Here is a 26703-nt window from a genome sequence, read left to right as displayed (position 1 = left end):
ATTTTGGATACACGCAAGGGGGAATTCATTTGAAAATCGCAATGCTTGGCTGGGGTACCGTTGCCCGCAGCCTGATGGAACAGATTGAGAAGCGTCATGATCCAACGCTGCAGGCCGCGGCCATTTTGATCCGGAAGCCGCATCCGCTGACCCATCCGGCCATGACTTATGATTACGCGGCGATTTTAGCGGATCCGCAAATCGAGATTGTCGTTGAAATGATTTCCGGGGCCGAGGCGGCGTGGAATTATTGCCGGCGGGCAATGGAAGCGGGCAAATCGGTCGTGACCTCCAACAAGGCGATGGTTTCGGCGCATTATGGGGAATTGCTGGAACTGGCAAAGAAGCAACAGGTCCAGTTCCGTTATGACGCCAGCGTCGCCGGGGGGATTCCCTGGCTGCGGACGATCAGTGCGTTAAAAGCTACCGATCCGATTCTGGCGGTCGAAGGGATCTTTAATGGAACGACGAATTACATCCTCGATCACATGGAGCGCGATGGGTTGTCGTTAAGCGAAGGCATCGTTCAAGCCCAGCGTTTAGGTTATGCGGAAGCGGATCCCAGTGCGGATTTGGAAGGGGAAGATCTGGCGCGTAAGCTGATGATCAGTGCCGGCTGTGCTTTCAGCGGGCGGCTTCTGCGCGATCAGTTTAAGGTACAGGGATTGCAGGGGTTAACGAATCAGGATATTCAGGCGTTTGAAGCGAAAAAGAAACGCTGCCGGCTGTTGTCGGTCTTAAAGAAAACGGAAGTGGGAATTCAGGCTCGCGTCGAGCCGGTATTGCTGCCCTCATCCGCACCGCTGGCGCAGATCCGCGATAATCTCAACGCCGGCGTGCTGCGCACAGCCAGCCTGGGCGAGCTGACCTTGATCGGTCAGGGGGCGGGCGGACCGCCGACGGCACACGCCGTGCTCACCGACATTTTGGAAATAGTAAAGGGGTGTCCGGTTGCGCCGCTGCGGCTGCGTGAAATGAAAATCAGCGAAGCCGCCGGGGATGCTCGCTATTATGTGGGAACCAACGACCAGACCGCCCCGCTTTTTAGCGGAGTAACCGCAGAAATCCGGCGCAGCGAAGGGCGTGTTCAGCTCTGGACGCAGATGGAGGACAGCCGGCAACTTCAAGCTTTAATCACTCACGCCCGGACACTTGATCCGCAGCTGTTTGCCGCGCGGATCCAGGAGGAAGAAGCATGATCGTCGCAAAATTCGGCGGCTCCTCGTTAGCCGACGCCAGTCAGTTTCAAAAAGTCAAAGCGATCGTGAAGTCCGATCCCGAGCGTCAGATCGTCGTCTGCAGTGCGGCGGGAAGACGCACAAAAACCGATAATAAAATCACGGATCTGCTTTATTTATGCCACGCGCATCTGCAATATTCCGTTTCCTGCGAGCCGCTGTTCGATTTGATCCGCCAGCGGTTCTGCGAAATCCGGGATGCGCTGGGGTTAAGTCTGGATCTGGAGGAACCCTTAGCCCAGCTGAAAGAAAAAATGCGTCAGGGAATCAGCCAGGACGAGCTGGTATCGCGGGGAGAATGGCTGACGTCGAAGCTGATGGCAGCGTATCTGGACTGGCCGTTTGTCGATGCGGCTGAGGTGATCCGGTTTGGCTATGACGGCAAGATCGATCACAACGTCACCCGCCAGCTGATCCGGGCGCAGGCTCAGCAGACGCCCCGGTTCGTCATTCCCGGCTTCTACGGCGCGCTGCCCAACGGCCGGATTAAGGTCATGGCCCGCGGCGGATCGGATATTACCGGCAGTTTAATGGCCTCGGCGCTGTCCGCCCGGCTGTATGAAAACTGGACTGACGTCAGCGGGATTCTGATGGCTGACCCGCGGATCATCGACCATCCCGTTCAGATCGAGAGGATTACCTACAGCGAACTGCGCGAGCTTTCCTATATGGGCGCAAACGTCCTGCATGAGGACGCGATCTATCCGGTCAAGGACGCGAACATTCCAATCGTCATCCGCAATACAAACCAACCGGACAATCCCGGCACCCAGATCGTCGATCATGTCGATCCGGCACTGGAAGACCGGTCGCGGTTTGTCACCGGGATCGCCGGGAAGAAGGATTTCACGGTCATCACGATGTACCGCCACAACGCGTCCAACGAGGTCGGTCTGTTGAAGCGGGCGCTGGAGGTTCTGGAAAAATATAAGATCAGCGTTGAACATGTCCCATCGGGCATTGATAATTTCTCAATCGTCGTTTCCACGGCCGCCATTGCCGACAGTCTGTATGAAATCGCGGCGCAGTTAAAACAGGTGTGCGAATGCGACGATATCAAGGTTGTCAACAATCTCAGCCTGATCGCCGTCGTGGGCCGCAACATGGCGCTGCAATGCGGCATCTCCGGCCAGCTGTTTCAGACGCTGGGCGCGCATCAGATCAACATCCGGATGATCGCCCAGGGCTCGGATGAAATCAACATCATCGTCGGGGTGGAGAATGAAGACTTCAGCCGGGCAATTCAGGTCTTATACGCGGCGTTTTCGCCGAAAGCAGGGAGGATGCAGGCATGAAAAGCTGTCGAATTGCCATTTTGGGCGCTACCGGTGCGGTGGGACGCACGATGCTTCAGGTTCTGGAAGAACAAACCGACTGGCCGATCGGACCGGTAAAGCTGCTGGCCAGTCCGCGCAGCGCCGGCCAGACCTTGATGTTTAAAGGTCAGCCGCTGACCATCGAAGCAGTCAATGAGGACAGCTTCGCGGACGTCGACGTTGTTCTGGGAGCCGTAGAAAACGAGCTGGCCAAGCGCTGGGCGCCGGTGATCGTCAAAGCGGGCGCGGTGTTTGTCGACAACAGCAGCGCGTTCCGCTTGGATTCAGATGTGCCGTTAGTCATCCCGCAGATCAATCCGCAGGATATCCGCACGCATCAGGGGATCATCGCCAATCCCAACTGCGCAACGATCATCGCGCTGATGGCGGTTGCACCGATTTACCGGCTTTCGCGGATTACACGGATGATCGTTTCGACCTATCAGGCAGTCTCCGGCGCCGGGGCTGCAGGTTTAGCGGAATTAAAACGCCAGATCACCCAGCTGGAGGCGGGAAAGTCAGTAACAGCGGAAACCTTCCCGGTTCAGATCGCGTACAACCTTATTCCGCAGATCGGCGGCTTTGATGAACAGGGCTACAGCTCGGAGGAAATGAAGCTGCAGAACGAAGGCCGCAAAATCCTTCACGATCCGGCGCTGCGGGTCAGCTGCACGTGCGTCCGCGTGCCGGTGCTGCGCTGTCATTCCGAGTCGATCACGCTGCAAACCGAGCGGGAAGTCAGTCTGGATGAAGTCCGTCAGGCGATCACGGAAGCGGAGGGCGTCGTCCTCAACGAACAGCCGTACCCGACGCCGCTGGCCTGTACGGATCAGGACATGGTTGAGGTCGGCCGGCTGCGGCGGGATCTTGCCAGTGAACAGGGCATCGCGCTGTGGTGCTGCGGTGATCAGCTGCGCAAGGGCGCGGCGACCAACGCCGTTGAAATAGTCCGCGTCTGGTGGCGGGATCAGGCAGCCTGACCATCGAGGAGAATCCATCAAAACCGGATCAAGGCCAAAGCCTGAAATTTCATATTCAAGAAAGCCGGAGAAACCCGATGCCGCTTGTGCCTTCAGTGCAGCAGCGATTTGCAGGAATCTGGCTTTTTTTATCGGCGCGGATGGAAAGCAAAGCAATGTTTAAATTGATGAAAATTATTTTATGATTGCTGCAGAAAATAAAACAAAGTTAAAATGATAATGATTATCGCTATTGTAAAACGAACGGATTTGTGGTTTAATAAAGCCAAGGAGGGATGAACATGCCAAACTTTGCGAATCCATTTCAAGGAAATGTCAACCGAAAGATGACCAACGCCGAACTGATGCAGGCGATCCGCCTCGACATCGCGGGCGAGTTGGAAGCAATTTATCTGTACGAATCCCATATTTTAGCGACGGACGATCCTGCCGCAAAAAAGGTGCTGGAGGATATCCGCGATGAGGAAAAGGCGCACATGGGCGAACTGATCACCCTGATGCGTTATCTGGATCCATCAGAAACCGATCATTTCTTAGCCGGTGAATCCGAGGTCAGGGAAATGCTGGAGGATCTGGGAATTGTCAAAAACACTGAGGTGAAGACCGGATTGACGGTCGGATCGCTCAAGGAGTAGGAAGGAGAATTGATGATGGATGTGTTAGGCAGAGAATCCGCGCCGATCAATGCGGCGTTGTGGAAGCAGATTGATGAAACCGTAATTGAAACTGCCCGGAAGTTGTTGATTGGCCGCCGGTTCTTATCGCTGGCCGGTCCGCTGGGGGCGGGTGCGCAGAGCGTGATCGTTGACAGCGCCGCGATGGAGGAAGAACTGGAAGCGGGCATCGGCCAGATCCGCGGCCGCCGTTTTCAGCCGTTAATTCAGTTGTTTGAGGATTTTACTTTATTGTGGCGTGATTTGGAAAGCGTGGAAAGCGGGATGCCGCTGGATCGTTCACGGATTCTGGATGCGGCGCGCAGACTGGCCCGGCGGGAAGACGAGCTGATTTTCTTCGGGAATCCGGCGGCGGAAGTAACCGGACTGGTCAACACCGAAGGAACTGTGCATCTGCCTCATGGCGACTGGAGCCAGAGTGAGAATGCGTTTGCGGATATTGCCCAAGGCTTGAACGAGCTGGAAAGCCGCGGTTATGTCAGCGGTATTACGCTGTTGCTGAGTCCGGATCGAATGTTGGATTTACAGCGGATTCAGCCGGGTACCGGCATGCTGGAAGTCGACCGGATCGCACGGCTGATCGGCGGATCCGTCTTCAAATCACCGGTATTGAAACAGAATCATGCGCTGCTGATCGCGGCGGAGCCGGAGAATGTCGATCTGGCGTTGGGTCTGGATCTGAGCACGGGTTATCTGGAAACGAAGGATTTCAATCATGCCTTCCGGATTCTGGAAACACTGGCGCTGCGGATTAAACGGCCGGAAGCAATCGTTGTGTTTGACTGATCGGTCTTTGAAAGGGATCGGGCAAGCGATCGCGCTTCAGTGGATCCTGTTTTAGAAATCATAAGAAAAAAGCCCTGGGGTAAGCACCCGGGGCTTTTTGTCAAACAGACAGACGAACCGGGAGGACTGCTTATGGATTCAGTCAGATCCGCCTTCTGTTTCGGAATAAATAGATTTAGTGAGAGGAAGATGCATTCAGACCTGCCAGTTTCAGCACATCGCTGACTTGCGGCAGAAACCAGGTCGGGGTTGTGGCCGGCCGGTCGTTCCGCCCCCATCCAGCCAGCGCACAATCGCATCCGGCGCGCAGCGCACATTGCAGATCGTAGTCGGCATCGCCGATATAAATCGTGGTTTCGGCTTTTGCGCCGCTGCGTTTCAAATAATTCAGCATCGGCTCGGGGTCCGGCTTATGTCCAACGGTGTCGTCGGCCGTGACGATGAGTTCGAAATATTGATCTAAGCCCAGGGCGCTGAAATCCTGCGCCAGTTCGATTTGTGTCTTGGAAGTGACGACGCCCAGAGCTATGCCATGATCGCGCAAGGTCCCAAGCAGCTCGATAATTCCGTCGAAGATCGTAACCTCCTGGAGAAATTCTGTATATTTTGCGTCCCATTCCCGCAGCACCTGTTCCGGATGATCCAACTGAAACCGTCTCAGTGCGTCTTTTCCGGGAATGCCCAGGGCAAACCGCAGATCCTCGGTTCTCAGCGCGATTCCTTGACGGCCCAGCGCCCATTGCAGGGAGTGCAGCACCGCCTGCTCGGTATTCAGCAGCGTCCCATCGATATCGAAGACCAGATGCGTATAAGTTTTCATGCGCAAACCTCCGGCTGATTCATTAACTGCATTGCCCGGCGGCTCAGCCCGATTTCATAATCGGCACGGAAATCATCCGACAAAAGCAATACCGGCGGCTGAACTGGGGCAAAGCAGGCGTTGAGCTGAGTTTGAATTTCATCGAAGTGATCGACGAAGAACGGATGGGTATACAGCTGGATGAAATCCGGATCGGTGATGATGGCGTAGGTCAGGATACAGCGCAGAATGGATTCCGGCAACGTATCCGGCCACTGGTTCGCATTCAGTCCGGCTTCACGGACCCAGGGCAGCAGTTCGATTTCTCCGGCAACCTGATGAGCGCCCTTGACCGTTTTGCCGCCGACGACAAAGCTGGAGCCAAACCCGCAGCTGCCCAGATAGAAGCTGATCAGGGTCGTATGATCGTTCATCCGGCAGCGCTGCCAGCAGCCTTCCGAGGAAATCCACATGTCGTTGCCCAATGTGCCGTTCAGACCGCTGGCGCATTCCAGTTCTTTTAACAGATTCATTCCTTTGAGCTGGGGATATTCAAAACTTTGCTGGACAGTTTCACCGTTGGTATTGGCGGCGATGCCCAGACAGAAGCAGCACAGCGAAGGTTCCTGACGGCGGGCCTGCAGAAGCAGACCCACGAGGGTATCAAACAGATCGGAGTCAATTTCGATCCGGCCCTGGCTTTTCGTCATACCCAGGCTGTCGAGGATAAACCAGTCGAGATTCTGACCTTCCAGAATCATCGCGATCGCGTTGCGGTAATCCGCATTGTATTGATAGATCCGGCTGCAGCGGCCGCCTGAGGAACTTCCGGTGCCTGCGATCTGCAGCTGCCGGGCGGCGACCATTTCATCGACGATCTTGCCGACCGTCGGAAAGCTCAGTCCGGTTTTTTCCGCCAGCTCGGTCTTGCTGAAAGGTCCGCCCATTAAAAATGCGTCCCGGATTTTTTGAAGATTAATCTGTTTAAGCATTCCGGCATCGGCCATGGCGAAAGCCTCCTTTATCCTTTAAGGGTGAACAACATTTAAACACTTTTTAAAACTAATTTAATATTAAGCCGCAGATTTCTTTTTGTCAAGCTGACGTTCACTGTTTTTTTGTTCCTCAATCTCCTTGATTTTTTGTAGAAGAGAACTGCGGTACAAAATCAGCGGTTTTCTTGGAAAATGAATTAATTTCATGATACTCTTAAAAAGAAGGGGTGATCGTATGCTGAACCAGCGGCAGAAAGCCATTTTAAAATATCTGGAAGAAGAAACATACACGACGGCTTCCTTTATCGCTCAACAGCTGGATCTGTCCGACCGGACGGTGCGCACCGAGCTGAAATTGCTGGCTGAAGAGCTGCCGGATTACGGGATGGCGCTTCTCAGCAAGCCGAAGTTCGGATATCGCGTCGCTGTTCAGCCTGCCCGCCGATGATCGGATTGGCGCTGCGGCTGTGGACTTGAGACACAGAAAAAATGAATTTTTGGCTGTACAACAAGATGAAATTCAGTACAATAAAGATAAAATCAAAGAAAGTATTGGAGGAATACCATGGGACAAGCATTTCCGGAACATTTTTTATGGGGCGGCGCTGTCGCGGCCAATCAGATCGAAGGCGCGTATCTGGAGGATGGCAAGCAGCTTAATGTCACCGACGTGGTTGTTGGAATTCTGAACGAACCGGACTTAAAATGGAATCCAAAGCGGCAGAAATGGGAACCGGTGCTGAAAGCCGACAAGGTATATCTCAGTCATGAGGCGATCGATTTTTATCATCGCTTCAACGAGGATCTCGCATTCATGGAAGGGATGGGGTTCCAGGCATTCCGCACGAGTATTTCCTGGGCGCGGATTTTCCCCAACGGCGACGAAACCGAGCCCAACGAAGCCGGTCTGCGGTATTACGACGAGCTGTTCGCGCAGATGCGCCGGCGCGGCATGGAGCCGGTGATCACGCTGAGCCATTATGAAATGCCGCTGCATCTGTTGACGGAATACGGAGGCTGGCTGAACCCGAAGATGATCGATTTCTGGATGAAGTATGTCGATGTCGTTTTCCGTCGTTATCACAACGTCGTGAACTACTGGATGACGTTTAACGAGGTGAACAACCTGTTCAGAATTCCGTTTGTGGCCGGCGGCGTACTGGACATTCACCCAACGCATCCGGAACATGTCAATCAGGATCTGACCGAGCGGCAGCTCTATCAGGCAGCGCATCATCTGTTTGTCGCCAACGCGAAAACCGTGCAGCTGGGTCATCAGATCGACCCACAGGCCCAGATCGGCTGTATGCTTTCGCTCTCCAGTCTGGCGACGTATCCTTATACCTGCGATCCGCAGGATATTCTGGGCGTGATGGAACATCAGCACAAACAGATGTTATTCCTGGATGTTATGGTGCGCGGGGAATATCCGGGTTATGTCCGGCGGAGCTGGCGTGAAAACGGATCGCGGCCGGATATGACCCAGGATGAGCTAAAGCTGATCCGCAGCTTTCCGGTCGACTACATCGCTTTCAGCTATTACCGCAGCACGGTTTATCATGCCGGAGCGGAAATCCGGACGGATACCGGCGGTTCGGCAGGACTGGACAATCCCTATCTTAAACAGACTTCCCCGACGCCCTGGCGCTGGCCTGTCGATCCGCAAGGGCTGCGCTATGTCTGCAACTTTTTGACCGATCATTATCACAAGCCGCTGTTTATCGTGGAGAACGGGATCGGTTTGGACGAACAGCCGGATGAAACCGGAGCGATTCACGATGATTTCCGCGTCGAATATATCCGCGAGCATCTGATCCAGCTGCGCGAAGCGATCGCGGACGGCTGCGATGTGATGGGGTATCTGTATTGGGGACCGATTGATATCGTGTCGGCGGGCACCGGCGAGATGCGCAAGCGCTATGGATTTGTGCATGTCGACCGGCAGAACGACGGCAGCGGGACGCTGAAACGGACGCGCAAGGACAGCTATGAATGGTTCCGCAAGGTCATCGCGACGCACGGCGAAGATCTGAGCGATAATTAAACGAACGCTTACGAAGTGGGACGATCTGAATTCTTTCAGGTTGTCCTTTTCTTTTAGTCTTACTCTGGTACAATAAATTCAAGAGGTGAGGCCGTCATGCTGGAAGCTTATGAACTGTATCTGCGCCAGGTCCGCATCAACGAAGGCGACGCCGGACGTTCTGCGGGATATCCGTTTGCGATCCCGCTGTTTCAACATTTTCAGCCGCTGACGTTTCATAAACCGCTGACGTTTATCACCGGGGATAATGGCACCGGAAAATCGACGCTGATCGAAGCGATCGCCGTTGGGATGGGCTTTAATCCGGAAGGGGGAACACGCAACTTTCAGTTTTCGACCCGGGAAACCCATTCGTCCCTGTATCAGGCGCTGACGCTGGTTAAAGGCGTGCGCCGCTGCCGCGACGGCTTCTTTTTCCGGGCTGAAAGCTTTTATAACGTTGCTTCGGAAATTGAAAATATCGCGGCCGAGGACAGCCGCATGTTAACGGGCTACGGCGGGGTGTCGCTGCACAAGATGTCGCATGGGGAGAGCTATCTGACACTGCTGCGCAGCCGGCTTTCCGGACATGGCTTTTATCTGTTTGACGAACCGGAATCCGCGCTGTCGCCGACCGGGCAGTTTGCGATGCTGGCGATCATGAACGATCTGGTCCAGGAGGATTCCCAGCTTGTGATCGCGACTCATTCGCCGATCCTGCTCGCCTGTCCGCAGGCGGAAATTCTGGAAATCCAGGACGACGTGCTGGTGCCGGTGAGCTATGACGAGTCGCAGACGGTCAACCTGTACCGCCGATTCCTGAATAATCCGCAGATGATCCGTCAGATTCTCGATTAGTTTGCATCAGAAAAGCATAAAAAAACGGACGGAAGTCCGTGAAGGAATAAAGCCGGATCAGAGCCGGGCTTCATCCGGACGATCCGGCGCGGGGACGCGGGTCTGAAAATAGTGGATCAGCGTTTTTTCATCTTCGGTGAGCGTGTGGTTTTTTAACCAGGAAACACCGTAGCTCCAGGTATGATCGTCAAACGGTACGCTGGTGAACACTTCGGAGGCTGGCAGCCGGGTTTCATGCTCGACGGTCAGCGCAATGCCATGGTTATCGCAGACAAACTGCCGCAGAAGTTCCATTTCCGAAGTCGTCAGCACAACGTTGGGGCGAAACCCCAGCTTGCGGCAGCCGTGGATCACAAAGGCATACGACTTGAATTCTTTGCCAACCATCATAATCCGCTGGCCGCGCAGGTCGTCAAACGTGATCCGCGCTTTTTTTGACAACGGATTCTGCCGATTAATCCAGAAATGGAAAGGTTCGCTGAACAACGGCTGAGTATGAAAACGGGTCTGGTCAAACGGCGCGACCGTGATGGCCAGATCCAGCTGCTTGTCGAGTAATTTCTGTTCGCAGCGCAAGTCCGGCAAATCCTCATGCTGAATTTCAATCCGCGGATATTGCTGGCGGAATTCAACAAGCGTGTTGATGCCCAGCGAGCCGATTGTGCCATAGGAGAAGCCGATCCGCAGACGGCTGGACTTCGGTCTTGCCAGATCCTCGATTTTTTCCAGCGTATCGTTATAATCTTCCAACGTCCTGACGGCAAATTCGTAGTAACACTCACCCTGTGGCGTCAACAGCCGTCCCTCGTCGGTTTTGACAAACAACGGCGCGTTCAGTTCCTGTTCCAGCTGCCGGATCGCTTTGTGCAGCCCCTGCGGCGAGATGTAAGCGGCTTTGGCGGCCTTGGCGAAAGAAGCTTGCTGGCATACTTCGACGAAATAACTTAAAGTCCGAAAATCCATGACAAAATCCCCCGATTTTTTTAGTTTCTTTCCTCTTTGATGTTGTGATCATTATAACATATATTGTGAAAACATAAACACACTGGAAACTTTTGGTTGCGAAAAGATCAAATAACAGATGATTGGCGAATTCCCAAAGTCTTGTGATAATGGAATCACAAGAGGAGGAAACAAGAAATGAATCAAAACCACAAGATAACCAGCGGCATCTCGCGCCGGGATTTCCTGAAAGGTGCGGCAGCCGGTGCTGTCGGGCTGGCGGCGGCCGGGCTTTTAACAGGCTGTGAAAGCCAGGAAACGCCGACGTCAACGCCATGTCCTGAACCGACGGCCGCTTCCGGTCAGTTCGCCTGGGAATCGGCTCCGGAGCCGATTCCAGAGGATCAGATCAAAGAAACTGTCGAGAGTGATATCGTTGTCGTGGGCGGCGGCTTCAGCGGTCTGTGCTGTGCCCTGTCCGGCCGGGAAGCGGGGGCAGAGGTTGTCCTGATCGAACGGATGCGTCAGGTCATCGGCCGCGGCGGATCGATTTTCGCCATCAACTCCAAGCTGACTAAGGAAAAGGGCTACGAATTGAGCGAGGAAGAAATCAGTAAGATTTACAAACGGATGATGGGCTATCATTCCTATCGTATCGACGGCAGCAAGTGGATGCTTCACGCCCAGCGCAGCGGCGAAGCGATGGACTGGCTGATCGATCACATGACGACGGCCAGCCAGGTCGGCGGCAATGATCTGACGCCGGTTATGGAACATTGGTATTCGGATCCGGAAGACGTCAACGGCGAATTCCCGGGCACGCATGAATTCTTAGGCGGCCCGAATGGCAAAGGCCCGGACGATAATCCGCAGCAGGACGTCTGCGACAACATGGCGGCATACTGCGCCAAGGCCGGCGTCGATATGCGCTATGAAAACGCCGCAAAGCAGCTGGTGAAGGACGGTGACCGCGTGATCGGGGTGATCTGTACCAACGCCAATAACGAATATGTGAAATACATTGCCCGCAAAGGCGTCGTCATGGCGACCGGCGATTTCGGCGCGGACGAGGAAATGCTGCAGAAGTACATTCCATGGGCGCTGCAGGCGGGCCGCGGGGGAATCTGGGAAGGTTCGGGCCACAAGATGAGCTATTGGGCCGGGGCGGCGTTGGATAAGAGCGAAACGCCGGCACCGATGATTTTCTGCTTCCAATGGCGCAGCATCACCCGTCAGGTCCGGGCGTTCCAGGGATTGATGGTCAACAGCGACGGCGTGCGCTACATCAACGAAGACAATGTTATTTCTCACGGCGGTCTGTCGCTGATGCATGAAAAAGGCCATCACGCCTATGCGATCTGGGATACCGCTTATGCCTCCGAACCGCAGTGGCAGAATCACCGCTATGTCGACGGACCGAAGGTATTTGAGAACGAACAGGAAGTCATTCAATATTGGGATGAGATCGTTGCCAGCTCCGGCACCATTGAAATGAACGGCTCCGGTTCGATCGACGTCAAGATGGTCAAAGCCGACACGATCGAGGAGCTGGTTGAAAAGCTGGGACTGCCGAAGGAAACGGCGATTGCGACGATCGAGCGCTATAACGGTTTCTGCGAAAAGGGAGTGGACGAAGACTTCTACAAGCGCAAGGAACTTTTGCTTCCGATCAAGACCGGCCCGTTCTATGGGATTAAGTGTACGCCGTGGTTCCTGTCCACCGTCGGCGGCATCCGCTGCAATAACAAGATGCAGGTGCTCAATGAAAATAATGAAACGATAGAAGGGCTGTACTGCGTCGGTTCGATGGTCGGCGATATGTACTGCAACTGCTATTCCACCCACTTCCCGGGACATAATTTAGGTTCCACCTGCCTGACGTTCGGCTATCTGACTGGAAAATATCTGGCCGAGGAAGCTTAACCGAAAGGAGCCGGATCTCAGAAATTTGTCCGGACTGAATTCTGATCCGGATGAGGAAATAAAAGAAAAGTTTTGTCTGTTTTGCGGCGTTGTTTCAGCGCCGCTTTTCCTTTGTTTAAAATTTCCAGAATTGATCGCTTGACTTTGCCCTAAGGACAAGGTGTATCCTGAAGCCAGACACAGGAAAAAGGAGGAAAAAAGATGCTGACGATCGGCGAATTTTCAAGGATCTGCCGGGTTTCAACGAAAACACTGCGCTATTACGAAACGATGGGTCTACTTCAGCCTTGGCTTGTCAATCCTGCGACCGGGTATCGGTTCTATACCGCAGATCAGCTTGGGACAATGCGGCTGATCAACCGGCTTAAGGCCTACAACTTTACGCTGGAAGAAATCAAGCTGCTCGTCGTCACGTTCAATGGCGAGCGAAGCAGTCTGAGCGCGGCGCTGCAGGAAAAAAAGCAGGAACTTCTGCGTCAGAAAACGCTCCTGAATCAACGGCTGCAGCAGCTGGACGGGGACATTGAAAATCTCCGGCAAGGCTGTCCGCTGGTCAACGCCGGGGATGAGATTGTGGTGGAGTTGACGGAAATGCCGGCGATGACGCTGCTTTCGCGGCGTTTAAAAGTACGGGAAGGCGATTTCCCGCTGGCCTATCAACAAAGCTTCGGCATCTTGCTGGATAAACTTCAAAAACAACTGCTGACGATGGACGGATCGCCGATGACCTTATTTCATGACGATGAATTCAGCGAGGAAGGATTGGACACGGAATTTGCGATTCCTGTACGGGAAACCACGGAGGAAACCCGGCTTTTCCAGCCAGGTCTCTGTTTAAAAACTGTAGTCAGCGGTCCGGACGCGGATTTCCCGGCGGTCTACGCCCGCCAGATTCAATGGGCTGAGGCGGAAGGATATCACAATGCGGATGCGTTGTTTGAGGTCTATCGTTCTGATCCGCGGGATGATCCGCAGGCGTTTTACGCCGAAGTCTATTATCCGGTTAGAAAATAAACAAGGAAAAGAGGAAGAATATGGATCCGAAAAAACTGTCCGCTCTCGACAAAATCATCAAAACAGACTATCCGAATCTCGCCGGACTGGTCGTCTGCCATAATGGCCGGCGCGAACTGGAAGCGTATTACAACGACTTTACCGCTGAACATCAATTTCACGTCTTCTCCGTGACCAAAAGCATCGTTTCCCTGTTGATCGGAATCGCTCTGGAACGCGGGGAAATTACCGGAGTGGATCAGAAAATTCTCGATTTCTTTCCCGAATTTCCAGTCCGCAAAGGACATGAGCTGCTGCGTGAGGTCACGCTGAAGCACTGCCTGACGATGACGGTTCCGTATCGTTTTCGCTTTAATCCCTATACGAAATATTTTACAAGCGACGACTGGGTCAGCTTCGCGTTAAATCAGATCGGCGGGCGGGGACAATTAGGTGAATTTCGCTATGCGCCGATCATCGGTCCGGATATACTGACCGGAATCCTGACACGCGCAACCGGAAAAACGGTGCTCGACTATGCCCGGGAACACTTGTTTGATCCGCTGGGCATTGCCATAGAGAAAAGTCTTTTCTTTGAAACGAAAGAAGAACAGATGGACTTCTACAAGGCGGCGACAAACAGCTGCTGGGTCTGCGGACCGAACAAGATCAATACTGCCGGATGGGGTCTGACGCTTTCGGCGCGGGAAATGGCGGCGATCGGCGAGTGCTGCATCCATGGTGGTCAAGTGGACGGAAAACAGATCATCCCCCAAGCCTGGCTGAAGGAAAGCACCCGCACGCAGAGCTGCTGGGAAAAACGAAATTTGAACTACGGCTATCTGTGGTGGATCGTGGAGGAAGCGGAGCCTTCGTTTGCGGCGCTGGGCGACGGCGGCAATGCGATCTACGTCAATCCGCAGAAAAACCTGGTCGTCGCGATCGCGTCCACGTTTGTGCCGCGGGTCAAAGACCGGATCGACTTTATCCGCGGTCAGATTGAACCGTTATTCTGCGAATAATCAAAACGGACTTATCTGATCACACAAAGACCGGAGGCAAGAACGCTTGAATCCATCAGCGAAAAAGAGTTGACGGGACGAGGTCAGAATGGTCTAATGAGAACGAGGTGATCGCAGATGAATCCGATTGAAGCTCAGATTGAAGAATTGAAAAATAAAGATCAGAAGACCGCGTATCAGGCGTTAAAGCACCTGTTGGCGATCAGTGAGACCCGCGCGGAGGTTTCATACTATTTTGACAGGTTCGTGGCGCTGCTTCAGGATCCTCAGTCTTATGTCCGCACCCGCGGCCTGCTTTTGATCGGGGCCAATGCCCGCTGGGTAGAGGAGAAGACCTGCGCTGCCGCACTGCCTTTCTGCCTGGCGTTGATTCAGGATCCCAAACCGATCACACGCCGTCAGTGCATTCAGGCCCTGCCTTCTCTGAGCGCCGCGCATCCCTCGCTCAAGCCTTCGATCCTCGCTGCTTTAACCGGCGCGCAGATCCAGGATGTGCCGGAAACGATGCAGCGGTTGATCGCGAAGGATATTCAAAAGACGCTGCAGGCAATTCAAACCCAATCCGCAGAGGAAAACCGAAACGAATCTCTGTAACTGAGGCTCTTACTCGGTTTCGAGCAGACATAGAATGTCCATACAAAGAAGCTGGCAGGAGTAAGCGTTAAATGAAGCTTTATCCTGCGTGACTTTTTTCTTTGTCCAATTTCGGGTAAGAACCTAACCGGATGACCTGTCCGGTTTTTTTGCGGAAAAGTGGAGTTAAGTCAGTGTTTTCAGCTTGCAGAAAAACATGGGAAATAAATCGGAGTTCCGGTCGAATTTCTGGATGAATTTCCGTTGGGAACACGGTATAATGAAAGCAGAGTAAAAAACCAGATCAATCCGGTTTTGATACCGTAAAAAAGCTGCGGGGAATACGACCCAGGAAGCAGAAAAGAAACGAGGAGGAATATCCATGCCAGAAGGGATTAAAGAGCTTGTCTATCCGATATTAAAAGAAGAACTGATTCCGGCGCTGGGCTGCACTGAGCCGATCGCGATCGCTTATGCCTGCGCGAAGGCCAAAGAAGTGCTGGGAGCGTTCCCGGAGAAAATGACGGTGCGCTGTTCCGGCAACATTGTGAAGAACGTGAAAGGCGTCGTCGTTCCCAACACCGTGAATTTAAAAGGAATTAAGACCGCGGCGCTGATGGGCGTCGTCTGCGGCGACGCGTCAAAAGGGCTGCAGGTCATCGCCGGCAGCACGGCGCAGGACGTCGCGCGGGTCAAGGAGCTGTTAAAGAGCGATTTATGCAAGGTGGAACTGATTGAAGGCGAGGAAAACCTGCAGATCTGGGCGGTTCTGGAACAGGCTGAAAATCAGGTTCAGCTGCAGATCAAGCGCGAGCATACCAACATTACGAAAATTATAAAGAACGGAGAAGTTCTGCTGGATAAGGATGATTGTTCCAGTCAGCCGGTCAGCGCGATTGACCGCAGCCGGCTGACCGTGGAATCGATCGTCGCTTATGTCGAAAATGAAGATCTCAGCGAAATCCGGCCGCTGCTTGAAAAGCAGGTGGAATGCAACATGGCGATCGCCGAGGAAGGCTTAAAGAATCCATTCGGTTCGCAGGTCGGCCGGATTATGATGAAAAACAATCCCAACGATTTGTTTACGAAGGTCATCGCGTACGCCGCCAGCGGTTCCGACGCGCGGATGAGCGGCTGCAACCTGCCGGTCGTCGTCAATTCCGGCAGCGGCAATCAGGGCATGACCTGCTCGGTCCCGGTCGTCGTGTACGCCCGGGAAAAAGGCATCAGCGAGGAAAAAATGTTCCAGGCGCTGGCCTTAAGCAATCTGATCACCGTGCATTTAAAGACCGGGATTGGCCGGCTGTCGGCCTATTGCGGCGCCGTCAGCGCGGCGTGCGGCGCGTTCAGCGCGATCACCTGGCTGGCCGGCGGCAATCTGCGTCAGATCGAGATGACAATCACGAATTTAGCCGGGACAATTTCCGGCATGATCTGCGACGGGGCAAAGCCTTCCTGCGCCAGCAAGATCGCTTCCGCTTTAAGCTGCGGCGTGATCGCGCATCAGATGGCGCTCAACAACATCGCGTTTGAGGAAGATACCGGCATCATCAAGCATGATATCGAACAGACGATCGACGCCGTCGGCAAGCTGAGCCGGGATGGAATGCGGATCACCGATCAGGTCATTTTAAATATGATGATCAACGACTAGCGTTCCCAGTTCAGTGCAGCGCGGGTTGAATTACCGGCCTTTCGGTGGAAAGAATAAAGCTGGAAATTCCAGATAAAAAGAGAAAGCAGAACGATAAAGGAAAGATCAGCGAACCTGATGTTTCCTTTTTTTATGCGATAACCTTAATCCATTCTAATTAAAACGATTGATCGCGAAAAGTCATAGGCGTTTCTGTGCTTCAACAAGGTAAAGTTGTCTGAAAATCCGCCGGCAGGTGAAAAGCTTGAAATAGAAGAGGAGAAAGATCAGTTCACAATTTTTTCTTTTTTAAGGTAGGATCATCCAAGTCTGGAATCCCGGAGCCGCACGCCCTGTTTTTTAGGATGACCGCGATCAAACAATAAAAAAGGCGATGGGCATTTTCATCGCCGTCCAAAGGGAAAAGAGTTTAATTATGTTTGCTGATCATCACGACGCAGCCGGCCAGAAAACAGATTCCCTTCGCCGCCAACGCGCCCAGAGCAGCCCAGCTTTTCTCTTCCATTAACAGCACGCCCAGCACCACCAGCACGATTAACAGCACCAACGCCTGCAGCAGCACCTTGCGCTTGGCTTTCTGAGCAAATAGAATTCCGCACACTGCGTACAGCAGCACGCCGCATAAAAGACAGCCAATTTGATAAATCGGCGTTCCCATCCAGTTAAAATAGTATAAAACGCTGAATAAGAACGAAACTAAGAGGGAACCGCCGAGAAAGACGGCGGCCAGTCTGAGATAGGGGTCAAGCAAGTGTTTCATGATGTCACCTCACTCCCATCTTACGCTGGAAATGCTGAATTATGTCAACAGGAGGAAGTCAAAGTGGAATATGTTGAACTCATTTCAAAATGTATTTTTTTCTATCTGATCATCATCATCTCGCTGCGGGTGATGGGCAAGCGCGAGGTCGGCGAACTGAGCGTGCTGGATATCGTCATTTATTTCGTCATGTCGGAGGTTTACGCCCTGTCCATATCCGAACCGGACCAGAGTATCTGGAAAGCACTGATTGCGATCCTGACGCTGACGGTGCTGCAGATCCTCATCGCCTGGGCCTGCCTGAAAAAGAAGAAATGGCGCGACTTTTTTGAAGGTAAGCCGAGTTTGATCATCTATAACGGTATGATCGACCAGATGGAGATGAAGAAGCAGCGCTATACGATCGACGATTTAATGTATCAGCTGCGTGATAAGGACATTTCAACGCCGGAGGAGGTTCAGTTTGCGATTCTGGAAAACAGCGGCACGCTGACGGTGTTAAAAAAAGATGCCAGCAAGCTGAAGTGGAAAGACCCGCTGATCTCCGACGGCATCGTGCAGCAGCAGGTGCTTCAGGCCATCGGCAAGGATGAGGCATGGCTGCGCGAACAGCTTGAAACCGAAGGCATCTCAGATCCGGCGGACGTGTTCTTATGCCTGTGGCAGAAAAATGGCTTTTTCGTCCTGAAAAAGACAGCGCAGAACCCGGCCGAGATGCAGCACGGTCGTCACCAGCATCCCGCTGACTAACGCGATTCCGACAGCCTGCGTGCCTAAGGGAATCGTCAGAAAGCTGATGCAGGCTAAGCGCGTCAGACAGCCGCAGGTCGTGTCGATCATCGCCTTCTGACTCTGGCCGAGCGCGTGCAGCACGCTGCTTAAGCAGGGCTGGATCGAATACAGAATAAACGGCAGCGCCAGCGAGCGCAGCAAGCCGACCATCTGCGTCTGGTGATAGAGCAGCTGACAGATCGGCTCGGCGAAGCAGAACAACGTCAGTCCGCTGGCGCAGCCGATGCCCAGACAGCACAAGCCGATCTGAAAGAATTGTTTGCGGGCATGATCCATGCGGTGACGGCTGGCCTGGTAGGTAAACGAGGGCAGCAGCCAGTTGCTTAGAGCGATTGTCGCAAAGCTGGGCAGCGTCAATAACGGCATGACGTAGCCGTTAAGCTGGCCATAGGTTGTGATCAGCTGCTGCTGAAGCAGGACGCCCGCGAACAGCACGAGGCACATCGGTTCCAGAAAACTCGTCAGGGAACCGATTAAACGGCTGCCGGTCATCGGCAGCGACAGGCTGAGCAATTCGTTGACGGTCTGCCAATGCAGGGAATCGGTTAAGGTGCTGACGTGATGCAGCACCCTTTTTTTACGTTTGAGCGCGATCAGCAGATGGACGATGCTGCCCATTTCTCCAACTGACATCGAAAACACCGCGATCGACGCCATTTTAACCGGATCGGTCGTCGGCGCCAGTGTGAAGCAGCCGATCAGAAAGAGAATCCGTGTGATTTCCTCGCTGATCTGGCAGGCCGTGGGCGGGATAATTTCCTGCCGGCCCATGAAATAACCTTTCAGCAGCCCTGAGATACTGACCAGCGGAATGATCGGTACGACCGCGCGCAGTACCGGAATCAGAACCTGCTGCTTCAAGACGACGGCCGCCAGCAACGGGATCACGAGGATGAAAAAGACTGTCAGAAGCAGGTTGTTGATCACCGAAAGCAGAACGGACGCTTTTAATACCGGCGTGTAGTCCTGACGCGAAGCGATGATCTTGCTGACGGCGCTGGGCAGCCCCATCTGGCCGAGCGTGATGAGGAACACCGTCGTCGGCATCGTCAGACTGTAATAATTCATCGCCTCGGCGCTGAGAACGCGCGCGCAGGCGATCCGAACAAAAAAGGAAAGGATTTTTGCGATCAATGAAAGGGTAAGGAGATGGACAGTTGATCGAATGATTTCTTTTTTCATTACTTTTTCCTCCACTTTTTATAAAGTATGATTTATAATAAATAAGTATGATTAAGAAAGGGGAGAGTTCAGATGGAATCCCTGGATCTGAAAAATAAGCAGATTCAGCTCACTCTGATGCTGAAGCTGCAGCAGCTGCAGCGTGAACAGCTTCCCGGCCTAAACTATAAAAATCTTGAGGATGTCATGCAGAAGCTGGTGTGGAAAAGGAATCAACCGAAGACTTTACACGAGGCTGTAAATGATATATTATCTTTATCGGCAGATCAGATTGTCCGCTTTTTGTCAAAGCAGGCGATCATTGAAGGGTATCATCAAGAATTATCAGAGTTTAGCGATTTAATAGGAGGAAGAAACGTATGAAAAAGGGGACAAGAACAAGTCGTTTAACGGTCTTCATCGTGACTGTTGTTGCCATCTTTGCAATGATCGGCATCTTCGCGCAGGATGTCGCCAGAAACACGACGCTGGGTTTGGATTTGCAGGGCGGCTTTGAGATCGTCTATCAGATCAGCCCGCTGCAGGAAGGCAAAGATTTGCCGGCGATGTCCGCGGTGGCGGAAAGCGTCAGCAAGCGCATTAACGTACTGGGGGTCAGCGAACCTCAGATTTTGATTGAAGGCAACGACCGCATCCGCGTGCAGCTGGCGGGGGTCAAGGATCAGGAGGAAGCCCGGCGGGTGATTTCCTCGACCGCGAACTTAACGTTCCGCGACGTCAACGACAACCTGCTTTCCGATGCAAGCATCATCAAGGAAGGCGGCGCTTCTTTAGGGTATGAAAACGGCGCGCCGGTCGTCAGCTTGAAGATTGCCGATCAGGCGAAGTTTGCGGAAATCACGCAGAAGGTTTCCGAAATGGGAACCGGCAACAACATTATGATTGTCTGGCTGGATTATGAAGACGGCGATTCCTATGTCAAGGAAGCGGCCGTAGCGCAGGCCGGGGGCGAAGCGAAGTATATCAGCGCGGCGCAGGTCAAGTCGGCAATTTCCGGCGACTGCGTCATCAGCGGCGGCTTTACGGAAAGCGAAGCGCGCGAGCTGGCGGAGCTGATCAATTCCGGCAGTCTGCCTGTCAAGATGACAGAAATTTACTCCAACGTCGTCAGTGCCGACTATGGCATCGGCGCGTTTAACAAGACTGCGACGGCGGGCATCGTCGGCGTGGCGTTAGTCATGGTCTTCATGTTGGTCGTCTACCGTTTCGCGGGCGTGATTGCCGACGTGATGCTGGCGCTGTATATCTTCGCGGTCTTCGCGATTTACGGCGGCATGGGCGGCGTCTTTACGCTGCCGGGCATCGCAGCGCTGGTTTTAGGCGTCGGCATGACCGTGGACGCGAACATCATCACCTTCGAACGCATCAAAGACGAGCTGTACGCCGGCCGTTCCGTTCAGAACGCCGTCAAAGAAGGACAGTCGACTTCGTTTGCGACGATCTTCGACGCGCAGTTCACGACGCTCTTAGCGGCGTTGATCATGTATATCTTCGGCACCGGCGCAGTCAAGGGCTTTGCGACGATGCTGATGGTCACCGTTTTCTGCACGATGGTGTTAAACGTGTATGTCTCCCGCTTCTTAGTCAATCAGATCGTGAAGTCCGGCGCGCTGGACAACAAGAAGATCTGGTTCGGCGTGAAGCAGTCGAATATTCCGGATGTGGCCAAGCGTCAGGAACAGTTTTATTTCGGTCCGTTTAAGAAGGTCGACTTTGTCGGCAAAGCGAAGTATTTGATTACAACCAGCCTGATTATTCTGGCGGCGGCGGTCGTGATGATCTGCGTCAACGGCTTTGGCGGCAAGGGTGCGCTGAATTTGGGGATCGACTTCTCCAGCGGCACGAAGATTACCGTTTCATCCAATGAAACGCTGAATACCAATGAGGTCCGCAGCGATTTTGAAGCGCTGGGCTACAAGCCGAGCCGCGTACAGGCTTCCGGCGATAAGGTTGTTTACGTCACGCTGAACCAGGCGTTGGAACAGGATCAGCTGACTTCGATCAAGGAAACGCTGACGGCGAAATATGGAATTGAGCCAAACGATAACGTCGTTACGCCGGTCGTCGGCCGCGAGTTGGTCAAGAACGCGATCGCACTGTCCTTGCTGGCGTGGGTGGCGATGCTGATCTACATCACGATCCGCTTTAAATGGGATTATGCGGTCAGCTGTATCGTTGCGCTGGTTCATGACGTTGCAATCGTTCTGGCGATCTTCGCCATCTTCAGAATGGAAATCAACATCGAGCTGATTTCCGTCATTCTGGCGATCATCGGCTATTCGATCAACAACTCGATCGTCGTCTTCGACCGCGTCCGCGAGTCGGTGGCGGAAAGCCGCAAGCCGAAGCTGACAAACGAAGATTACAAGCAGATCGTCAACGACTCGCTGGATAAGACGCTGGTGCGTTCCGTCTTCTCTTCGATCACAACGCTGCTGCCGATCATCGCGCTGCTGTTGATGGGATCGGGTGCGATCGTCACGTTCAACTTCGCGATGTTCGTCGGTCTGATCGCCGGCACCTTCTCCTCGATCTTCATTGCGCCGCAGATGTGGTATGCTATTCGCACCCATGTGAAGCCGAAGGAAAAGAAAAAGAAGAAAGTCAAAAAAGAAAAACTGGACGAACTGACGATTCCAGGCATCAACGATTAACCATCAGGAAGGCGGCGCGAGCCGCCTTTTGTGCATTAGAAAGGAGCGCGAGCCCAGACAGACAGCGTATTTTATGATAAAATAAACAATACAGGTGAAAAATATGAAAATTGAACGAATTGAAACCAACGGCGAAGAAAAACGGATCCGGCAGGAATTTGGCGTCAGCGAACTGTGCGCGAAGGTGCTGGCCTGCCGCTGCCAGGACGATGAACAAATCCGTCAGGTGCTGAATCCGGATCTGACGCTGCATCCTTGCCAAAGCCCGGAACTCACGCAGATTTTAAAACGGCTGGACACCGCGCGTCAGCGGCATGAAAAAGTGCTGATCGCCGGCGATTATGACGCCGATGGCCTGTGCGCGACCGCAATCATGAAAGAGGCGCTTGACCGAACAGGAATTGTCAACGGGTTTTACGTTCCCCACCGGCTCAACGAGGGTTATGGCTTATCTGCGCAGACCGTGCAGCTGGCCAGGGAAAAGGGCTATTCGCTGATCCTGACCGTGGATAACGGCGTGGCGGCGCATCCCGCGCTGGCCTTGGCGAAGCAGCTGGGCGTGGAAGTGATCGTCACCGATCATCACGTAATCCAGCAGGAGCCTGAATGTCTGACGCTGCTGCACCCGTCGCGGATGGGCAGGCCATGGCAGTATTGCTGCGGAGCCGGGGTGGCGCTGCAGCTGTCGATGGCGATGACGGGTCCGCGCAAACGTCCGATCATGCTGGCGGCGATCGCGACGATTGCCGATATGATGCCGCTGTGGGAAGAAAACCGGATTCTGGTGCGGCTGGGACTGAAATATCTTAACGAACGCCAGTTTACGGCGATCGAAGCGCTCAATGAAAAGAAATGCGAGCTGTGGACGGAGAAAGAAGTCGCCTACCAGATCGTGCCGAAGCTCAACGCTGCTGGCCGGCTGGCCGAGCTGTGCAATATCAACAACATCGTGCGCTATCTGCTGCTGGAAGATCCGGCACAGATCGAATCCGCGGCGGCGCAGATCCGCCAGATTAATCAGAAGCGCCGCCAGATGAGCGACAAGATGACCAAAACGGCGATGGAACAGATGCATCCTGAGGATCCTTTCCATGTGATTGCGGACGGGGAATTCCACGAAGGCATCGTCGGTCTGGTCGCGGGCCGGATCATGAACGAAACGCATCGGCCGACGCTGGTGCTGGCGCCCAGCGCTCAGGGCTACAAAGGTTCGGTGCGCAGCGTACCGGGTTTGGATATCCAGACCTTCTTTGAGGATCTGCGCGGGTATCTGATCCAGTTTGGCGGCCATGCTCAGGCAGCCGGCATCGAAGTCGCGGCGGATCAGCTGGAACCGTTGAGGCAGGCGATCCTGGCTAAAATGAAAACGCTGAATTTAGCGCTGCAGGAGCCGACGCTGCAGGTATTGCCGGTCAGCGCTCAGGAAATCAATCTGACGGCGCTGCATGAGCTGGATCAGTTGGCTCCGTTTGGGCAGCAGTTTGAGCCGGTGACCTTTGAGGTCAGCGGGCTGACGATTCTGCAATACGCCAAAATGAAAGAAGTTTATCCTAAATGGCAGACGACCAACGGCGTCGATCTGATCGACGCGATCAGCTTTAACCGGGAACTGGACAATCCGCATCCGGTCAGCTGGATCGGTCAGCTGCAGATCAACCGCTTCCGCGGGCGGGAAAAGTGCTCGATTCTTGTGGAAACTGTTGAATAAAACAGTTCAATTTGATAAAAATTTGTTATAATAACGGTATTATAGGAGGCATCCATCCATGGACTTTAAAAAATATATTGCTTCAATTCCTGATTTCCCGCAGCCGGGCGTGCTGTTCCGCGATATTACGCCGCTGATGAGCAACGGCGAAGCGTTCCACGCGGCGACATCAGAAATTCAGAAGTTTGCCGAACAGGTCGGCGCGGAAGTGATCGCAGGGCCAGAATCCCGCGGCTTCATCTTCGGCTGTCCGGTGGCCGCGAATCTGCATATCGGCTTTGTGCCGGTCCGCAAGCCGGGCAAGCTGCCGCGTGAAACGATCAGCTACCGCTACGATCTGGAATATGGATCCAACGAACTGCACATGCACAAGGACGCGATCAAGCCGGGGCAGAAAGTGCTGATCGTCGACGATCTCTTGGCGACCGGCGGCACCGTTCAGGCCACGATTAAAATGATCGAAGAACTGGGCGGCGTGGTTGTCGGCTGTGCGTTTCTGATCGAGCTGGAAGGCTTGAAAGGGCGCGAGGCGCTGGCGGGCTACGAAGTCTTTACGTTGATGTCCTACGAATAAGCCGAAGAGGATTCTCTTCGGTTTTTCTCAAAAAAGGGGGAATGGGTTGTGGATAAAGGGAATACGATGATCACGCTGGATGAGCTGATGAATGAGGTGAAGACCTACATCCAGGAGCCGGACAGCCTGGCTCTGATCGAAAGGGCGTACCGCTATGCGCAGGAACACCATCAGGGGCAATTCCGCCGCAGCGGGGAACCGTATATGATCCACGCCGCCCAGGTGGGTTATATCCTGGCGACGATGAAGGTCGGACCGCGGACGATCTGCGCGGGGCTTCTGCACGACGTGCTGGAGGACTGCGGCGTTTCGGCCGAGCAGATGAGCGCGGATTTCGACGAGGAAATCACGATGCTGGTGGAAGGGGTCACCAAGATCGGCAATCTGAAATTTAAGGACGAGAAGGAATATCAGGCGGCGAATCATCGTAAGATCTTTATCGCGATGGCCAACGATATCCGCGTAATCGTGATCAAGCTGGTCGACCGGCTGCACAACATGCGCACGCTGCAGTACATGCCGCCGCAAAAGCAGCAGAAGATCGCGGCGGAAACGCTGCAGGTCTACGCGCCGATCGCCCACCGCTTAGGTATCAGCGAGATCAAAAACGAATTGGAGGATCTCAGCTTTTACTATCTCGACCGCGAGAAATACTATGAGATCGCACATCTGGTCGAAGAGAAAAAGGCGATGCGGGACGAGCAGGTCAAGCACATGATCCGCGACATTTCTGAAATGCTGCAGGAAAAAAACATCGAATTCCGGATTTTCGGCCGCAGTAAGCATCTTTACAGCATCTACAAAAAGATGAAGACGAAGAACAAACGGTTTGAGGAAATCCTCGATTTGTTAGCGATCCGGATCGTTACTCAGACCAAGCTGAACTGTTATGAAATCCTCGGCTATATCCACGCCGCTTACCGCCCGATTCCCGGTCGCTTGAAGGACTATATCGCGGTGCCGAAATCGAACATGTACCAGTCGCTGCACACGACGATCGTCGGCGATGAAGGGCGCATTTTTGAGATTCAGATCCGCACCGAGGAGATGGACAGTATCGCCGAGATGGGCATTGCGGCGCACTGGCGCTACAAGGAAGGCACGAAGTATGATCCGCATAAGGAACAGCGTGAAATCGAACAGAAGCTGTCGTGGTTCCGTGATCTGTCGGCGCTGACCGGCGATCTCAGCGATGATCCCAACGAATACATGGATACGCTGCAGAAGGATATCTTTGAGGCGAACGTCTATGTCATGACGCCGAAAGGGCGGGTCATCGAGCTGCCTAACGGCTCCACGCCGATTGACTTCGCCTACCGTGTGCATACCGAGGTCGGCCATTCCACCGTCGGCGCGATGGTTAACGAAACGCTGGTGCCGCTGAACACGCCGTTAAAAACCGGCGACGTCGTGCAGATCAAGACGTCCAAGCAGTCCGCGGGCCCAAGCGAGGACTGGCTGAAATTTGTCAAGACCAACCATGCGAAAAACAAGATCCGCGGCTTTCTGCAGAAGAAGGAAGTCGAGAAGAAACAGGAGTTTATCGAACGGGGCGAACAGATCATCCGCGACGAGCTGAAAAAACGCGGCTATCCGGAAAAGGATTATTTTGAACGGAAAAAGATTGAAAGCATTCTGACGGCGTTTCAGGTCGGCTCCTATACCGATCTGATGTACGGGATCGCCGTGAAGTCGATCTCGGTGATCAGCGTCATTGAAAAGCTGACAAATCAGAAAAAACCGATCATTCTGGATAATGAAACGGTCAGCCGGTCGTTTTCTCCAGCCCGCAAAGCGCCGAGCAAATCCGGGATTATCGTGCCGGGCATCGAGTCGATGATGATTTCGCTGGCCGGCTGCTGCAGCCCGATCCCGGGCGATGAAATCGTCGGTTATATCTCCAAGGGCAACGGCGTCAAGGTTCACCGCCGGGATTGTCCGAACGTCGCCAACGAGAAATCGCGGCTGATCGACGTGGAATGGGACGACCGCCGCGAACCGCGCAAATATGAAGCGACGATTCAGATTTACAGCCACGACCGCAATTTCCTGTTAACTGATTTGATGACGGTCATCTCGCAATGCAAGGCATCGCTGCAGAATATCAATTCCTCCGTCAATCAGGAAGAATTGACGGTATCGACAAAAATCATGCTGCTGGTCGATGATTACGATCATTTAAAAACGCTGATCGCCAATCTGAAAAAGGTGAACAGCGTGGTCAGCGTGGAACGGGTAATCCAGTAAAGGAGGACTT

General features: G+C 53.6%; 24 protein-coding genes. 19 read left to right on the top strand and 5 right to left on the bottom strand.

The window, feature by feature from the left end; genetic code table 11:
- The first annotated feature begins 29 nt into the window (after positions 1 to 29).
- From I2G61_RS02375 to I2G61_RS02355, 5 genes are all read left to right on the top strand, one after another.
- Positions 30 to 1199: a homoserine dehydrogenase gene (locus tag I2G61_RS02375; RefSeq protein WP_072683610.1), complete on the top strand. Its 1170-nt coding sequence runs from the start codon at positions 30 to 32 to the stop codon at positions 1197 to 1199.
- Positions 1196 to 2533 carry an aspartate kinase gene (locus I2G61_RS02370; RefSeq protein ID WP_072683609.1) on the top strand — a complete coding sequence of 446 codons (1338 nt, stop codon included), beginning with the start codon at positions 1196 to 1198 and terminating at the stop codon, positions 2531 to 2533. The genes I2G61_RS02375 and I2G61_RS02370 overlap by 4 nt, the downstream gene beginning before the upstream one ends.
- On the top strand, positions 2530 to 3534 hold the full coding sequence (locus I2G61_RS02365) for an aspartate-semialdehyde dehydrogenase (RefSeq protein ID WP_195547859.1): 1005 nt from the start codon (positions 2530 to 2532) through the stop codon (positions 3532 to 3534). Before I2G61_RS02370 ends, I2G61_RS02365 begins: the two co-directional genes overlap by 4 nt.
- A gap of 281 nt (positions 3535 to 3815) precedes the next feature.
- Positions 3816 to 4169 carry a demethoxyubiquinone hydroxylase family protein gene (locus I2G61_RS02360; RefSeq protein WP_072683607.1) on the top strand — a complete coding sequence of 118 codons (354 nt, stop codon included), beginning with the start codon at positions 3816 to 3818 and terminating at the stop codon, positions 4167 to 4169.
- A gap of 12 nt (positions 4170 to 4181) precedes the next feature.
- Positions 4182 to 4994 (top strand): family 1 encapsulin nanocompartment shell protein, encoded by an 813-nt coding sequence (locus tag I2G61_RS02355; RefSeq protein WP_229100643.1) that lies wholly within the window; start codon positions 4182 to 4184, stop codon positions 4992 to 4994.
- Between the two features lie 175 nt (positions 4995 to 5169).
- On the opposite strand, the gene I2G61_RS02350 is transcribed toward I2G61_RS02355, so the two are convergent.
- A complete protein-coding gene (locus tag I2G61_RS02350; RefSeq protein WP_072683605.1) occupies positions 5170 to 5814 on the bottom strand; it encodes an HAD family hydrolase in 645 nt (214 codons plus the stop codon).
- Positions 5811 to 6800 carry a hypothetical protein gene (locus tag I2G61_RS02345; RefSeq protein ID WP_072683604.1) on the bottom strand — a complete coding sequence of 330 codons (990 nt, stop codon included), beginning with the start codon at positions 6798 to 6800 and terminating at the stop codon, positions 5811 to 5813. Before I2G61_RS02345 ends, I2G61_RS02350 begins: the two co-directional genes overlap by 4 nt.
- Before the next feature lie 223 nt (positions 6801 to 7023).
- Here I2G61_RS02345 and I2G61_RS02340 point away from each other — a divergent pair, with 223 nt between their 5' ends.
- The 3 genes from I2G61_RS02340 (at position 7024) to I2G61_RS02330 (ending at position 9669) form a co-directional block, all read left to right on the top strand.
- On the top strand, positions 7024 to 7236 hold the full coding sequence (locus I2G61_RS02340; RefSeq protein WP_072683603.1) for an HTH domain-containing protein: 213 nt from the start codon (positions 7024 to 7026) through the stop codon (positions 7234 to 7236).
- A 117-nt stretch (positions 7237 to 7353) separates the two neighbouring features.
- Positions 7354 to 8832, top strand: coding sequence for a glycoside hydrolase family 1 protein (locus I2G61_RS02335; protein WP_072683602.1), 1479 nt, complete (start codon positions 7354 to 7356; stop codon positions 8830 to 8832).
- A 96-nt stretch (positions 8833 to 8928) separates the two neighbouring features.
- Entirely contained in the window at positions 8929 to 9669 is a 741-nt protein-coding gene (locus tag I2G61_RS02330) for an AAA family ATPase (protein WP_072683601.1), read from the top strand.
- Positions 9670 to 9726: 57 nt separating this feature from the next.
- On the opposite strand, the gene I2G61_RS02325 is transcribed toward I2G61_RS02330, so the two are convergent.
- On the bottom strand, positions 9727 to 10632 hold the full coding sequence (locus I2G61_RS02325; protein ID WP_072683600.1) for a LysR family transcriptional regulator: 906 nt from the start codon (positions 10630 to 10632) through the stop codon (positions 9727 to 9729).
- Between the two features lie 177 nt (positions 10633 to 10809).
- Here I2G61_RS02325 and I2G61_RS02320 point away from each other — a divergent pair, with 177 nt between their 5' ends.
- The 5 genes from I2G61_RS02320 to I2G61_RS02300 all read left to right on the top strand — a co-directional run bounded on the left by I2G61_RS02320 (position 10810) and on the right by I2G61_RS02300 (position 16776).
- Positions 10810 to 12534, top strand: a complete 1725-nt coding sequence (locus I2G61_RS02320; protein ID WP_072683599.1) for an FAD-dependent oxidoreductase — start codon at positions 10810 to 10812, stop codon at positions 12532 to 12534.
- 201 nt (positions 12535 to 12735) lie between these two features.
- Positions 12736 to 13548: a MerR family transcriptional regulator gene (locus tag I2G61_RS02315; protein ID WP_072683598.1), complete on the top strand. Its 813-nt coding sequence runs from the start codon at positions 12736 to 12738 to the stop codon at positions 13546 to 13548.
- 20 nt (positions 13549 to 13568) lie between these two features.
- Positions 13569 to 14549 (top strand): serine hydrolase, encoded by a 981-nt coding sequence (locus I2G61_RS02310; RefSeq protein ID WP_072683597.1) that lies wholly within the window; start codon positions 13569 to 13571, stop codon positions 14547 to 14549.
- 117 nt (positions 14550 to 14666) lie between these two features.
- Positions 14667 to 15143, top strand: coding sequence for a hypothetical protein (locus I2G61_RS02305; RefSeq protein WP_072683596.1), 477 nt, complete (start codon positions 14667 to 14669; stop codon positions 15141 to 15143).
- A gap of 361 nt (positions 15144 to 15504) precedes the next feature.
- Positions 15505 to 16776, top strand: coding sequence for a serine dehydratase subunit alpha family protein (locus tag I2G61_RS02300; RefSeq protein ID WP_072683595.1), 1272 nt, complete (start codon positions 15505 to 15507; stop codon positions 16774 to 16776).
- A 409-nt stretch (positions 16777 to 17185) separates the two neighbouring features.
- On the opposite strand, the gene I2G61_RS02295 is transcribed toward I2G61_RS02300, so the two are convergent.
- Entirely contained in the window at positions 17186 to 17536 is a 351-nt protein-coding gene (locus I2G61_RS02295) for a hypothetical protein (protein WP_072683594.1), read from the bottom strand.
- A 63-nt stretch (positions 17537 to 17599) separates the two neighbouring features.
- Between I2G61_RS02295 and I2G61_RS02290 the strand changes: the two genes are divergently transcribed.
- Positions 17600 to 18286 (top strand): DUF421 domain-containing protein, encoded by a 687-nt coding sequence (locus I2G61_RS02290; RefSeq protein WP_072683593.1) that lies wholly within the window; start codon positions 17600 to 17602, stop codon positions 18284 to 18286.
- Here I2G61_RS02290 and I2G61_RS02285 read toward each other — a convergent pair.
- Positions 18188 to 19510 (bottom strand): oligosaccharide flippase family protein, encoded by a 1323-nt coding sequence (locus tag I2G61_RS02285; RefSeq protein ID WP_072683592.1) that lies wholly within the window; start codon positions 19508 to 19510, stop codon positions 18188 to 18190. The genes I2G61_RS02290 and I2G61_RS02285 overlap by 99 nt on opposite strands.
- A gap of 72 nt (positions 19511 to 19582) precedes the next feature.
- On the opposite strand from I2G61_RS02285, the gene I2G61_RS02280 reads away from it, so the two are divergent.
- The 5 genes from I2G61_RS02280 to I2G61_RS02260 all read left to right on the top strand — a co-directional run bounded on the left by I2G61_RS02280 (position 19583) and on the right by I2G61_RS02260 (position 26693).
- Positions 19583 to 19873 carry a post-transcriptional regulator gene (locus tag I2G61_RS02280; protein WP_006060801.1) on the top strand — a complete coding sequence of 97 codons (291 nt, stop codon included), beginning with the start codon at positions 19583 to 19585 and terminating at the stop codon, positions 19871 to 19873.
- Positions 19870 to 22164, top strand: a complete 2295-nt coding sequence (locus I2G61_RS02275; RefSeq protein WP_072683591.1) for a protein translocase subunit SecDF — start codon at positions 19870 to 19872, stop codon at positions 22162 to 22164. The genes I2G61_RS02280 and I2G61_RS02275 overlap by 4 nt, the downstream gene beginning before the upstream one ends.
- 103 nt (positions 22165 to 22267) lie before the next feature.
- Positions 22268 to 23872: a DHH family phosphoesterase gene (locus tag I2G61_RS02270; RefSeq protein ID WP_072683590.1), complete on the top strand. Its 1605-nt coding sequence runs from the start codon at positions 22268 to 22270 to the stop codon at positions 23870 to 23872.
- Between the two features lie 58 nt (positions 23873 to 23930).
- Positions 23931 to 24446 (top strand): adenine phosphoribosyltransferase, encoded by a 516-nt coding sequence (locus I2G61_RS02265; protein ID WP_072683589.1) that lies wholly within the window; start codon positions 23931 to 23933, stop codon positions 24444 to 24446.
- A gap of 66 nt (positions 24447 to 24512) precedes the next feature.
- Positions 24513 to 26693: a bifunctional (p)ppGpp synthetase/guanosine-3',5'-bis(diphosphate) 3'-pyrophosphohydrolase gene (locus tag I2G61_RS02260; RefSeq protein WP_072683643.1), complete on the top strand. Its 2181-nt coding sequence runs from the start codon at positions 24513 to 24515 to the stop codon at positions 26691 to 26693.
- The last annotated feature ends 10 nt before the right edge of the window (positions 26694 to 26703 follow it).

Origin of the sequence: Holdemania sp. 1001095H_141210_F2 (assembly GCF_015558105.1) — a bacterium.
In the GTDB taxonomy this organism is placed as follows: Bacteria; Bacillota_I; Bacilli_A; order Erysipelotrichales; family Erysipelotrichaceae; genus Holdemania.
The sequence above is the reverse complement of the archived record's forward strand: the minus strand, read 5'-3'. Positions and strand labels throughout refer to the sequence as shown.